This is a genomic window from Rahnella sp. Larv3_ips (assembly GCF_003697865.1).
Lineage (GTDB): Bacteria > Pseudomonadota > Gammaproteobacteria > Enterobacterales > Enterobacteriaceae > Rahnella > Rahnella rivi.
Genome location: NZ_MJIB01000021.1, coordinates 992,550 through 1,004,751, shown reverse-complemented (window position 1 = coordinate 1,004,751; position 12,202 = coordinate 992,550). Strand labels below are relative to the sequence as shown.

Below are 12,202 nucleotides of genomic sequence, written 5' to 3'. Positions count from 1 at the left end.
TGCTACCCCATTGGTTTAATATCGGATGTCATAAGAACGTATGTTTTTTAATGCTGTGTCACTCTAATCGCCATTCCTGACGAGTTTTGCACGACGCCGCTACTCTGGTTCGTTCCATTCTGGCGTATCTCAGTCACACTCCGGCCTTTTTGCAGAATGTAAGCTGTGTTACCAAAATTCTGTTGCGTAATGGATGAATTCCCGCCACCGGTTTGCGATATATAGGCAAAGTTATCGCTGCCGCTTTGAGAAATATCCGCATTATTTCCATTACCTCTTTGTTTTATCAGCGCAGTATTTTCTGAGCCAGACTGCCGGATAACGCTCGTACTGCCGTTACCTGTTTGATTGCTGTAGGCCATATTGCTACTGCCATTCTGATAAATCGCCGATGTATTCCCTGATGAATTTCCCGCACCTGCATAATAGATTTCAGCGCTGCCGGCACTTATCTCCGGGAAAGCCATATCATATTGTTGTGCGTTAACGACCCAGGATGCTGAAAGTAATGCCAGGGTCAGTAAAGTCTTTTTCATTTCGTCACCCTGTATTAAATCCGGAGAACAATTTCTTGCTGACCGGTTTTATTGCTGTTGACGAATTGATTATGGAGTTTAAGAAAAATAAGGAACTCACCCGCACGTCGTATTTTAATTTCCGGCTTCATCAAAAAGTATGAGTTGCCCCTTCTCATGCGGATTGACCAGTACATTCTGGTTAAAGGTCAATACGGCTAATCTGGTGCATGGCATTAATCCTAAAGTAACGGGAAAGAGTCATTTCATTAATCACACAAATGCAACTATTCTTAATGGCTCGGGAACGTTCCCTTCGGCAATAAAGCGATCTGCCGCACATTTCCGTTGCTTATAATTAGGCCAAAAACGCCGCCACACCGCCATTCCTGCCACTTCCTATACCTTTCCATAGGGTTCTGACCCCTGCCACCTAAGTTAAATCGATTATTAGAGCGGGTGGTATTTGAGTTATTAAAGCAGAATGATGAAGTGTATTGCAGAATTTGGAGAATATTTTCGGAGAGGGAATGATTAAAATCGCTGGGTTAACAACGGCAAACGTTAAGATTATGTAAACCCCGTTACTTTAATTTTATTGAACAGGATTTACATTGCGCATGGCAATACATTAGGAAAACTTTATACATTTTACGTTACATTTTGAAACACAAATAGGCCTTGCGTAAGAGAGGCCAAACGCTAAATTGAGTCAGTACCGCACATGAAACGACCTGAAAATATTATGTGCACCAGGTTGTGTTTATTTTCTCTTTTTAGATATACACAGCAAACATACAGCTATAGATTTAGCAAAATAAGTTAACGGCCTCATTATTGCCTTTCTTTAATCAGGCAACAGAAGGCCGTGGCTATAATAATCAAGGCAGGGTTTGATTATGCTTAATGAAGCGGCGATCAATAATAATATTCTTTTATTAGTGACGAAACCGTCATTACAGGCCAGTGCTTTATTGCAGCAATTAAAACAGCAACTTTGTGTCAGTACCCGACTCCATAACATTCATAAGTCCTTAGAGGATCAATATCTTCATCAGACATTAATTCTCTTCGACATGATGGAGGCAGATCGCCGCACCATTGAACAGTGGCAATCCGCATTACACCATTATCACGACAGCGTGAAACTGTTGTTACTCAATACGCCTGACGAATACCATTTTCGTGAAATAGAAACCTGGCCGCGGATAAGCGCCGTGTTTTATCTCTCAGCCGATGAAAGCAATCTGGTGGAAGGGATCAAAAGCGTGATCCGTGGCGAATGCTATTTCTCGCAGGGTTTTGCCAGCTACCTGATCAATCAGTCGGGTGCCTTTCGCCAGCTTCACTCGCAAGACACCGGACTGACCCATCGCGAGAAAGAGATCCTCAATAAATTACGTGTGGGGGCGTCGAACACGGAAATTGCGCGGCTGTTGTTTATCAGTGAAAACACCGTCAAGACGCATCTTTATAATTTATTTAGAAAAATCTCGGTAAAAAACCGCACTCAGGCGGCGTCCTGGGCCAACGACAATCTCAAGCGCTGACATCATGAGACTTTACAGCAAGACCTTGTGGCTGTGGCTGGCATTGCTTTGCGGCGCCTGCCTGCATGTTCATGCAGCGGAAATTAAAGATCCCGGCCTGGTCATCGATCACACGGTGACCTCGGTCGGCCATGATTTTTATCGCGGTTTTACCGATAAGTGGGACCGCAACTACCCGGAAAACATCACCATTTCAGAAAGGCCCAGCGCACGCTGGGGCAGCTGGATCAGCGTCAAAATAGGCCAGGACACGCTCTACCAGACGCTGTTGTTCCCAAATCGTCGCAATTTTAATAAGGACGTCGACACCGCCATAGATGGCGTCACCGAGGCGCTATCACGTCGCCAGTTAGACAAGGCGTTACTTGGCACCGGGGATCTTGCCCATGATGAATTTTAATGCACAGCCTCTTTTAAGGAGAGCATCGTGAATATTCCAGTCTCAGTCCCCCGCTCGGTGATGCTGCTGGCGTTACTGACGGCGTCCCCGCTTTCCTGGGGCGGCAGTATGGTCTTTCAGTTTGTTAACCCGAACTTCGGCGGCAACCCGAACAATGGCTCGTTTCTGCTCAATGAGGCGCAGGCGCAAAACTCGTATAAAGATCCGGACAGCTATGACTTTGGAACGTCCGGCACCTCGGCGCTGGATAACTTCACTGCCTCGATTCAGTCGCAACTGCTGGGCACGCTGATGGGCAACATCAATCAGGGTAAACCCGGCAGGCTGGTGACGCAGGACTTTATTGTGGATATCCAGAATACCGACGGGCAGCTGGTGATGAATGTCACCGACCGTCAGACCGGCAAAGTGTCCACCATTCAGGTTCAGGGTTTGTCAGCAACGACTAACTGATTCCGACGAACAAAATCCCCAAAAAATTCGATACGAAATCGAAATAAGAAGGGAAAAAACGGGAATGAGATCATGCGCAATTATTTATTACTCATCGCAGTTTTTGTGTTGAGCGGGTGCCTGACAGCAGCACCTAAAGAAGCCGCCAGACCGACATTATTACCGCGTGCGCCGAGCTACACCGACCTGACCCATCTGCCGCCTCCGCAGGGACGGATATTTGTGTCGGTGTACAACATTCAGGATGAAACCGGTCAGTTCAAGCCGTACCCGGCAAGTAACTTCTCGACGGCGGTGCCGCAGAGCGCCACGGCGATGCTGGTGTCCGCACTGAAAGATTCGAAATGGTTTATACCGCTGGAACGTCAGGGGCTGCAAAACCTGCTCAACGAACGCAAAATTATTCGCGCCGCGCAGGAAAATGGCAGCGTCGCCATCAACAACCAGCGGCCGCTCTCCTCGCTGGTGGCGGCGAATGTCCTGATTGAAGGCTCGATTATCGGCTATGAAAGCAATGTGAAATCAGGCGGGATTGGTGCGCGTTACTTCGGTATCGGCGCCAGCACGCAGTACCAGTTGGACCAGATAGCCGTGAACCTGCGTGCTGTCGACGTCAATACCGGGGAAGTTCTGTCGTCAGTGAATACCAGTAAGACGATATTGTCGTACGAAGTGCAGGCCGGGGTGTTCCGCTTTATCGACTATCAGCGTCTGCTGGAAGGCGAACTGGGCTATACCACCAACGAGCCCGTCATGCTGTGCCTGATGTCGGCCATTGAATCCGGGGTAATTTATCTGGTCAATGACGGTATCGACCGCAATCTGTGGCAGTTGCAGAATCCGTCGGATATCAATTCACCGATACTTCAACGCTACAAAAACACTATTGTCCCTGCCGAATCCTGATGAGAGGCAGTTGGCGAAGGGAAGTGGCGGGTTGAGGCCGCTTCCCTTCTTTTTTTAGGAACAACCTCAGGTTTTGTTCTCCTGAGTTTTCACGGCTTGCTGGTAATTATTAACGCGCTTTTTATCTTCAAGATTAAAATCGGGATCAAGATAAATGCTCAGCCGTTTGATCAGCAACGCGTCAAATTCAAACACCGTACAAAAATGATGACGCCCCGCCTGCGACGTTGGCCAGCGGTCGCCGTTTTGCATCACTCCGCGCATCTGCCCTTCCAGCACCAGGGTGTCGCCGTCGCTCAGAAAGCGAAATGCGTCCTGAATGTGCTGGATTTTATCGATCTCCAGCGCAAAACGTTTTCCCAGTTCTCCCAGTGAGGATTTGCCCTGTGCGGTGCCAAACTTAGGAAAGAACAGTTCGACGTCTTCCGTAAAAAGATCTAATAAGGAAGCATCGGCCTGATCCAGTTTGGCGTAAAAAGTCTTCACAACGTCAATGCGCTTTTCTTTCAATGGTTGTTCTGTCATTTTCCACCTCGAAATCACTCCCTCAGCCTCAAGCCTAGTGACTGTCGCTGAATTTGCCAGTTATGTGGCCGGGCTCACAAAAGCCAAACGCCGCCAGTTCAAAGAGATTTCTGCACTCTGCGGCGTAACCCATTACACTTGCAGGATTGTTTACGTTCATTTCCCCTTACATTTTGGAGAGTCACGGATGTCTCAGTTCACTCGCGCAGGCAGCGTTATGCCGCCTGTTCCGACTTCCGCCCGGGCGGTCATCATCGCCATTTGCGTGTTGCAGGGACTGCTGCTGTATTTCTTCCTCTCGCACCCTGCGTCTCCCGCGCTCGAATCCCTGAGCCATAATATTTACGGCCAGACTATGGCATTTACATTACCGGTCCTGATTTCGTTATCGGTCGTGCACCTGAATTCTCGCCGTTTCTGGGGCGGCATAGCCGTGCTGACGTTGCTGCTGGCGGGGATGGCGGCGTGGCTGAAAAGCAACATGACCGGCGCGCCGTCGGAGGCGGTGCTGTTTCCTTTCTGTCAGTCTTTGGTTCTGCTGGTTTACTTTGTGCTGCCGTGGTTGCAGGTGCAGTCTTTCCCGCCGGACACCCGTTACCGCTACGCAAATCTGGCGGCGTGCTATTCGCAAAATACGCTGTGCCTGATGCTCACCGTGCTGCTGATGTTGCTGACCCTGGGCGTGATGGCGCTGTGTGCGGCATTGTTCAGGCTGATTGGCATTGAGTATTTCCACACGCTGTTCTTCGATACGCCGCTGTTTATGTGGCTGGTTTACGGGCTGCTGCTGGGCATCAGTATCGTCACCTGCCGCACCCAGCCGTCGCTGATGAACACCACCAAAAACATTATTCGTTTTATTCTCAAAGGCTTACTGCCGCTGGTGGCGTTTGTGGCGCTGCTGTTCCTGTGCGCCCTGCCGTTCACCGGGCTGAAGGCGCTGTCCGATGCCTGGTCTGCGGCCAGCCTGCTGACCATCATGGCGATGAGTGTACTGGTGCTGGTGAACGTGGTGCGCGAAGCGGATAACGCCTCGAAGCCGTATCCGCGTTTCATCCGTCTGCTGGTCAATGCGGCCATTCTGCTGCTGCCGGTGTATGCCGCGCTGGCGATGTACGCGACCGGTTTACGTATTACGCAGTACGGCTGGACGCCTCAGCGTCTCTGGGCTGTGCTGACCATCGGGGTGACGCTGGTGGCCTCGTTGTGCTACAGCCTTTCGGTGATCGACAAACGTCCGGACTGGCTGCCGCGCATCACCCAGTTAAACAAACCGCTCTCGCTGCTGGTAGTTTTACTGGTGATCGCCGTTAACAGCCCGCTGCTCGACCCGTACCGTATCAGCGTGAACAATCAGATTGCCCGTTTAGACCAGGGTAAAACGCAGGCGAAAGATCTCGATTTGCATATGCTGCGTTTCGATACCGGCCGCCGGGGCAACGACGCGCTGAAGGCGTTGCAGCAAAATCCGGCGTTCGTGGCCGATCCCCATCTGCTGGTGCTGTTGAAAAACACCCTTTCACAGACGTCGCGCTGGGGTTCTTATGACGTGGAAGATGCCGCGCAGGCAGCTAAAGATTACCGGGCAGAAAATGCGAAGAAGATGATCCAGCTGGCGAAGGGATCGGTTCAGCCTGAAGATGCCTGGTGGAACAGCCTGCCTGAGCTGGAAAAATACCGCAGTACGCTGCGCGATTGCCTCAGCCTGCAAGGCGTGTGCATCGTCAACACTCTTGAACTGAACAACGACAAACAGAAAGAAGTTTTCCTGTGTAATACCCTGGATCCGAAATCGGTTAATTGCCGGGTGTACGCCCGAAAGGCAGGGAAATGGACTGAAGCCGGTGAGCTGTATCTGTATGAGGAAAAAAACAGAGAAGAGATCATTCAGGCATTGCGTAACGGGGAGGTCAAACCGGTAGCGCGCAGAGAGTCAGACGTGCAGATTAAGGGCAAACGGCGGGTGATTCATTACAACAATGATAGTGAGCAGTAAGTGACACATTCTGAATGACGCGTCGTGAATAACCCGCGTCTTTGTCCTTCACCGGCAGGCCACAGCGCCTGCCGGTTTAACATCATATCAACGCAACCTGTTACGGCGTGACGGTCGGATCCTGCTCCACGGGCGGTTCACCCGCGGTTTTCTTCGGCGGCAGCAAGCCGTCGGCGCGGAACATCGCTTTGATCCCACGAACCGCCTGACGAATACGATCCTGATTTTCGATCAGCGCGAAACGCACGTGCGTATCACCGTAATCGCCAAAACCAATCCCCGGAGAGACGCAGACTTTAGCATCGGCCAGCAGACGTTTGGCGAACTCCAGCGAGCCTAAATGGGCGTAAGCCGGAGGAATTTTCGCCCAGACGTACATGGAAGCCTTCGGATTTTCCACCATCCAGCCCGCTTCATGCAGGCCGCGCACCAGAACGTTACGGCGCTGGCGGTATTGCTCGGCGATGTCTTTCACACATTGCTGATCGCCTTCGAGTGCCGCGATGGCTGCGACCTGCAACGGCGTGAAGGTGCCGTAATCGTGATAGCTTTTGATGCGCGCTAACGCGCTGACCAGCTCCGGGTTACCGACCATAAAGCCGATGCGCCAGCCCGCCATGTTGTAGCTTTTTGACAGCGTGAAGAATTCCACCGCGATGTCTTTTGCGCCCGGCACCTGCATGATTGACGGCGCTTTCCAGCCGTCATACACGATATCGGCATACGCCAGATCGTGGATCACCAGCACGTCATATTGTTTTGCCAGGGCCACCACGCGCTCGAAGAAATCCAGTTCCACGCACTGCGCCGTCGGATTGGACGGGAAGCCGAGGATCATCATTTTCGGGCGCGGAATGGTTTCGCGGATGGCTTTTTCCAGCTCAGCGAAGAAATCCACACCTTCGGTCAGCGGCACGGAACGCACCTGCGCACCGGCGATCACTGCGCCATAAATGTGGATAGGATAACTTGGGTTGGGCACCAGAACGGTGTCACCGTGATCGAGCGTCGCCAGCATCAGATGCGCCAGCCCTTCTTTCGAGCCGATAGTGACGATGGCCTCACTTTCCGGATCAATCTCGACCTGATAGCGATCGGCATACCAGCGGGAAATCGCCCGGCGCAGACGCGGAATACCGCGTGACGTCGAATAGCCGTGGGTGTCTTCGCGCTGCGCCACCTGCACCAGTTTTTCAACGATGTGCGGCGGCGTCGGGCCGTCGGGGTTACCCATACTGAAATCAATGATGTCTTCGCCGCGATGGCGCGCCGCCATTTTCAGTTCAGCGGTGATATTGAAAACATAAGGGGGAAGACGATCAATACGTGAAAAACGACGTGGTGAACTGGAATCAGCCATAATTTCCTCGAGGATACGTAAGCGCCCGGACCGTCCGAGCGACGCTGGCCGCATTGCGGCCTTCCACGAACATAACGCAGACTCAAAAAACTGTCGAGAGTGTGAACACTCTTTTTTAGCGTTGCCCGGTTCTCAGCGTGGATCGTGCTTCAGCAATCCCAGCAGCCAGTCGTTCTTCCATTCATCGCCAATGCGATAACTGTCGCGCAACAGACCTTCCATCTGAAAACCACATTTCTCCAGTACGCGGCGTGAGGCGTGGTTGCCTTCGAGCACATTGGCTTGCAGCCGGTGAAAATCACAGTGGTCGAAAGCAAAATTCAGCACTTCACGCAGGGATTCCACCGCGTAGCCTTTGCCCTGATGCTCAGGTGCCAGAATAAATCCGACTTCCGCCTGCTGATAAGGCCGCCAGTCAGGGAAGAATCCGGTCAGCCCCACCGCAGCACCGGTCTGTTTTTCACGGATCAGCAGACACAACCAGAAATCGCTGTAACGATCCCAGTTACCGAGCCGTTGTTCAAAGCGACTGTGGATCTGAGCGGGGGTATCAAGGTTGCCAATAAAACGCATGACGTCAGGATCCTGATACAACCGCAGGAAAAAAGCCCAGTCATCGGCCTGGAGTGGTTGCATGTGAAGCCTTGCGGTCGAAAGCGAAATCATCATCCGAACTCCTTTGCTGTCAGCAAATTATCCCTGTTTTTATTGTGCCAAGACAGGCTGAACGCCGTCTGTCTGGTGGTCAATTACGGGTGTTTTACATATAATAAACCACGATTTAATTTAGCGTGATTATACAATGTCGCGCAGAGAACCTGCCATGCAACACATGTTCGATATGCTGCTGGCGGTCTTTGACCGCGCGGCACTGATGCTGATCTGCCTGTTCTTCCTCACGCGTACCCCGCTGTTCCGCAAACTGCTGCACAAAGAAAATGAAAACCACACGGCACTGGAACTGACCGCCGTGACGGCGATTTTCTCGTTGTTTGCCATTTTCGGTACGCTCTCGGGGATCAACGTGGAAGGGTCGCTCATCAACGTGCGAACCATTGCCATTATGTCCGGCGGGATCCTGTTCGGCCCGTGGGTCGGCATTATCACTGGCGTGATCTCCGGCACTCACCGCTTTTTGATCGACATCCACGGCCCGACGTCCCTTCCCTGTCTGATCACCAGTATTACCGCCGGTTTTTTCTCGGGCTATATCAATAAAAAAGTCAAAAAAGCGCTGCACTGGAAAGTCGGCATTCTGGCGGGGATGCTGTGCGAAACCCTGACGATGGTGCTGATCCTGCTGATGGCGCGGCCTTTTTCGCTCGGGCTGGATATCGTGATGAATATCGCCGCACCGCTGATCCTCGGGGCCAGTTCTATCGGCTTGATTGTCTTGCTGGTGCAAAGCGTCGAGGATGAAAAAGAGGTGATTGCCGCCCGGCAGGCGCGGCTGGCACTGGATATTGCCAATAAAACGCTCCCCTATTTTCGAAATATTAATGCAGAATCCCTGGCCAGCATTTGCAGCATTATACGTGATGATATCGATGCCGATGCGGTCGCCATCACCGATAACAAAAACATTCTGGCCTACGTCGGCGTGGGGGCAGAAGAATACAATATTGGCCATGAAACGCTCAGTGAGATGACCAAAGCCACGCTGGAAAGCGGTGAAATTACGGTGAAAAACAACGACGAAATGCACCGCACGCCGCAAATTCACTCGCTGATTATTATCCCGCTGTGGGAAAAGGGCGAAGTCACCGGCTCACTGAAAATCTATTATTGCGATCCGCACCGCATCACCTATTCGCTGAAAGTGATGGCGATTGGCCTGTCGCAAATTATGTCTACCCAGATGGAAGTGTCGCGCACCGAGCAGCTGCGCGAAATGGCCAATAAAGCGGAAATGCGGGCATTGCAAAGCAAGATAAACCCGCACTTTCTGTTTAATGCCCTCAATGCCATTTCCTCTTCGATCCGCGCCCGCCCTGACGTGGCGCGCCAGCTGGTGATCAATCTCTCCCGCTATTTGCGCTACAACCTGGAACTGAACGACGAGCTGATCGATCTGCGCAAAGAGTTGCATCAGGTGCAGGATTATATCGCCATCGAACAGGCCCGCTTTGGCAGTAAACTGACGGTAATCTACGATATTGATGATGACATTTCGGTAAAAATTCCCAGCCTGCTCATTCAGCCGCTGGTGGAAAATGCCATCGTGCATGGGATCCAAAAGTGCAGCGGTAAAGGCGTGGTGGTGATTTCAGTGAAGCACCATGCCAACGGCGTGTGGGTTTCGGTGAAAGATACCGGCCACGGCATTAATCAGGAAACCATCGATCGTGTGGCACGCAATGAAATGCCCGGCAATAAAATCGGCCTGCTGAATGTGCATCATCGCGTCTCTTTACTGTATGGTCAGGGGCTGGTGATCCGCCGCCTCGAACCCGGCACGGATATTTCGTTTTTGATCACTCAATCCCCGGCAAAAATCACGGCAGCCCCCGAGAGCACTATAGCCTGACCATGTTGAGGGAATTTCTCTGCTTTATTTCTGTCGCCCGCTTTTCGGGCGCTCGCACCGGGGGATAATTCCGTGAAAGCTATTATCGTCGAAGATGAAGTTCTGGCTCAGGAAGAGCTGAGTTATCTCATTAATACGCACAGCAGCATCAAAATTGAAGCCACCTTTGATGACGGGCTGGACGTGCTTAAATATCTGCAAGCCCATGAAGTGGATGCTATTTTTCTGGATATCAGCATCCCTTCGCTGGACGGCGTGTTACTGGCGCAAAACATCAGTAAGTTCGCGCATAAGCCTTACATCGTGTTCATTACGGCCTATAAAGAACACGCTGCCGAAGCCTTTGAAATCGAGGCTTTTGATTACATTCTCAAGCCGTATCATGAGTCACGCATTGTCACCATGCTGCAAAAGCTGGAGTCGCACTTTGCGAGGGATAAGCAGAGCGGCAGTAAGCCTGAAGATGTCCATCCGGCGCAGGGCAGCGCTAACCGCATCAGCCACAGCATTAATCTGATTAAAGATGAGCGGATTATCGTGACCGACATCAACGATATCTACTACGCCGCCGCGCAGGAAAAGGTGACGCAGGTGTATACCCGCAAAGAAGAGTTCACCATGCCGATGAACATCACCGAACTCTGCAACCGCCTGCCGGAAGAGCATTTTTTCCGCTGCCATCGTTCGTATTGCGTGAACTTGTCAAAGATCCGCGAGATCGTGCCGTGGTTTAACAACACCTATATTTTGCGGTTGAGTGATTTGGATTTTGAAGTGCCGGTAAGCCGGAGCAAGGTGAAAGAATTCAGACAGTTAATGCGGTTTTGATGACTCCCCCTTTACAGGGGGAGCTTTTTTTAGATCGTCATACCCATCGACTGACGCAAATACGCGCCTGCGCCAAGCAATCCTGGCTGATCGTGCGTGATCAGGAATACCGGGATATCCATCAGGTAATCTTTAAAGCGGCCTTTATCTTCAAACGCGGCACGAAAACCTGACGCTTTGAAGAATTCCAGGAAGCGCGGAACGATGCCACCAGCAATATAGACCCCGCCAAATGTGCCCATGTTCAGCGCCAGATTCCCGCCAAAGCGCCCCATGATCACGCAAAACAGCGACAGCGCGCGGCGACAGTCTACGTTTTCATCCGATAACGCCAGCTCGGTGACGTCTTTCGGTTTGAAGCTCTCCGGCACGCGGTTATCAGATTTCACGATCGCGCGGTACAGATTGACCAGCCCCGGCCCCGAGAGAATACGTTCGGCAGACACGTGGCCCATTTCAGTACGCAACTGCTCAAGAATGATGTCTTCTTCTTCGCTGTTAGGTGCGAAATCCACATGTCCGCCTTCGCCCGGCAGGCTCAGCCACTGTTTGTTGGCATGGATCAGATGAGCCACACCGAGGCCGGTGCCCGCACCGTAAATCACTGCCGGTTTGCCATCCAGCGCTTTCTTACCGCCGAACTGCAACAGATCAGCCTCTTTGAGCATCGGGATCGCCATGGAAACGGCGGTGAAATCATTGATCACTTCCAGATGCTGCAGGCCGAGACTTTGTTTCATTTCGGCAATGGAGAACGCCCAGGTGTGGTTGGTCATCGCCACCCAGTCGCCGGTGATCGGGCAGGCGATCGCAATACAGGCATCTTCAACCTCCTGATGCTGCTGCGCGAGATACTCACGTACCGCGGCTTCGAGGCTGTCGTAATCCAGCCCGGAAAAAGTCTGAGACTGTGAGATCTCGCCGCTGTCTAAGGCGCACAGCGCCAGACGACAGTTGGTGCCCCCGACATCGCCCACCAGGGAGTATTTAGTCATGTTATTCTCCGCAAAAGTAAATTCGTTATACTGCGCATCCACGCCAGAAATGCTGTGCTCATGAGTACGCTGCCAGACACCCTGATGTAAGTGGTGGTCATCAATAAAAGCGACTGGCGAATGCCTGCAATGGGGCAGAGCTGACAG

General features: G+C 51.9%; 12 protein-coding genes. 7 read left to right on the top strand and 5 right to left on the bottom strand.

Annotated elements, in window-relative coordinates:
- Positions 1–47: 47 nt before the first annotated feature.
- On the bottom strand, positions 48–536 hold the full coding sequence (locus ED901_RS24195) for a curlin (RefSeq protein WP_122097480.1): 489 nt from the start codon (positions 534–536) through the stop codon (positions 48–50).
- A gap of 878 nt (positions 537–1,414) precedes the next feature.
- Here ED901_RS24195 and csgD point away from each other — a divergent pair.
- The 4 genes from csgD (at position 1,415) to csgG (ending at position 3,824) form a co-directional block, all read left to right on the top strand.
- A complete protein-coding gene (gene csgD / locus ED901_RS24190) occupies positions 1,415–2,065 on the top strand; it encodes a biofilm master transcriptional regulator CsgD (protein ID WP_122097479.1) in 651 nt (216 codons plus the stop codon).
- Positions 2,066–2,069: 4 nt separating this feature from the next.
- Positions 2,070–2,465 (top strand): curli production assembly/transport protein CsgE, encoded by a 396-nt coding sequence (gene csgE / locus ED901_RS24185; RefSeq protein WP_122097478.1) that lies wholly within the window; start codon positions 2,070–2,072, stop codon positions 2,463–2,465.
- A gap of 60 nt (positions 2,466–2,525) precedes the next feature.
- Positions 2,526–2,918 (top strand): curli production assembly/transport protein CsgF, encoded by a 393-nt coding sequence (csgF, locus tag ED901_RS24180; RefSeq protein ID WP_056774376.1) that lies wholly within the window; start codon positions 2,526–2,528, stop codon positions 2,916–2,918.
- A gap of 72 nt (positions 2,919–2,990) precedes the next feature.
- Positions 2,991–3,824, top strand: coding sequence for a curli production assembly/transport protein CsgG (gene csgG / locus ED901_RS24175; RefSeq protein ID WP_056774181.1), 834 nt, complete (start codon positions 2,991–2,993; stop codon positions 3,822–3,824).
- 66 nt (positions 3,825–3,890) lie between these two features.
- On the opposite strand, the gene ED901_RS24170 is transcribed toward csgG, so the two are convergent.
- On the bottom strand, positions 3,891–4,349 hold the full coding sequence (locus ED901_RS24170) for a nuclear transport factor 2 family protein (protein ID WP_056774176.1): 459 nt from the start codon (positions 4,347–4,349) through the stop codon (positions 3,891–3,893).
- A 187-nt stretch (positions 4,350–4,536) separates the two neighbouring features.
- On the opposite strand from ED901_RS24170, the gene ED901_RS24165 reads away from it, so the two are divergent.
- On the top strand, positions 4,537–6,345 hold the full coding sequence (locus ED901_RS24165; protein ID WP_122097477.1) for a DUF4153 domain-containing protein: 1,809 nt from the start codon (positions 4,537–4,539) through the stop codon (positions 6,343–6,345).
- Between the two features lie 100 nt (positions 6,346–6,445).
- On the opposite strand, the gene alaC is transcribed toward ED901_RS24165, so the two are convergent.
- Positions 6,446–7,705 (bottom strand): alanine transaminase, encoded by a 1,260-nt coding sequence (gene alaC, locus ED901_RS24160; RefSeq protein WP_122097476.1) that lies wholly within the window; start codon positions 7,703–7,705, stop codon positions 6,446–6,448.
- A 132-nt stretch (positions 7,706–7,837) separates the two neighbouring features.
- Positions 7,838–8,371: a GNAT family N-acetyltransferase gene (locus ED901_RS24155; RefSeq protein WP_122097603.1), complete on the bottom strand. Its 534-nt coding sequence runs from the start codon at positions 8,369–8,371 to the stop codon at positions 7,838–7,840.
- 157 nt (positions 8,372–8,528) lie between these two features.
- Between ED901_RS24155 and ED901_RS24150 the strand changes: the two genes are divergently transcribed.
- Together ED901_RS24150 and ED901_RS24145 are read left to right on the top strand one after the other, a co-directional pair.
- Positions 8,529–10,232, top strand: coding sequence for a sensor histidine kinase (locus ED901_RS24150; RefSeq protein WP_122097475.1), 1,704 nt, complete (start codon positions 8,529–8,531; stop codon positions 10,230–10,232).
- A gap of 72 nt (positions 10,233–10,304) precedes the next feature.
- Positions 10,305–11,060 (top strand): LytTR family DNA-binding domain-containing protein, encoded by a 756-nt coding sequence (locus ED901_RS24145; RefSeq protein WP_122097474.1) that lies wholly within the window; start codon positions 10,305–10,307, stop codon positions 11,058–11,060.
- A 29-nt stretch (positions 11,061–11,089) separates the two neighbouring features.
- Here ED901_RS24145 and glk read toward each other — a convergent pair whose 3' ends face one another.
- On the bottom strand, positions 11,090–12,055 hold the full coding sequence (gene glk, locus ED901_RS24140; protein ID WP_056774369.1) for a glucokinase: 966 nt from the start codon (positions 12,053–12,055) through the stop codon (positions 11,090–11,092).
- Between the last annotated feature and the right edge of the window lie 147 nt (positions 12,056–12,202).

What these genes read in the sequence shown, in the direction of transcription:
- csgF (WP_056774376.1), top strand. Translation starts at nt 2,526, where the DNA reads ATGCTGCTGGCGTTACTGACGGCGTCCCCGCTTTCCTGGGGCGGCAGT.
- ED901_RS24165 (WP_122097477.1), top strand. Translation starts at nt 4,537, where the DNA reads ATGTCTCAGTTCACTCGCGCAGGCAGCGTTATGCCGCCTGTTCCGACT.
- alaC (WP_122097476.1), bottom strand. Translation starts at nt 7,705, where the DNA reads ATGGCTGATTCCAGTTCACCACGTCGTTTTTCACGTATTGATCGTCTT.
- csgD (WP_122097479.1), top strand. Translation starts at nt 1,415, where the DNA reads ATGCTTAATGAAGCGGCGATCAATAATAATATTCTTTTATTAGTGACG.
- glk (WP_056774369.1), bottom strand. Translation starts at nt 12,055, where the DNA reads ATGACTAAATACTCCCTGGTGGGCGATGTCGGGGGCACCAACTGTCGT.
- ED901_RS24155 (WP_122097603.1), bottom strand. Translation starts at nt 8,371, where the DNA reads ATGATTTCGCTTTCGACCGCAAGGCTTCACATGCAACCACTCCAGGCC.
- ED901_RS24195 (WP_122097480.1), bottom strand. Translation starts at nt 536, where the DNA reads ATGAAAAAGACTTTACTGACCCTGGCATTACTTTCAGCATCCTGGGTC.
- ED901_RS24150 (WP_122097475.1), top strand. Translation starts at nt 8,529, where the DNA reads ATGCAACACATGTTCGATATGCTGCTGGCGGTCTTTGACCGCGCGGCA.
- ED901_RS24170 (WP_056774176.1), bottom strand. Translation starts at nt 4,349, where the DNA reads ATGACAGAACAACCATTGAAAGAAAAGCGCATTGACGTTGTGAAGACT.
- csgE (WP_122097478.1), top strand. Translation starts at nt 2,070, where the DNA reads ATGAGACTTTACAGCAAGACCTTGTGGCTGTGGCTGGCATTGCTTTGC.
- csgG (WP_056774181.1), top strand. Translation starts at nt 2,991, where the DNA reads ATGCGCAATTATTTATTACTCATCGCAGTTTTTGTGTTGAGCGGGTGC.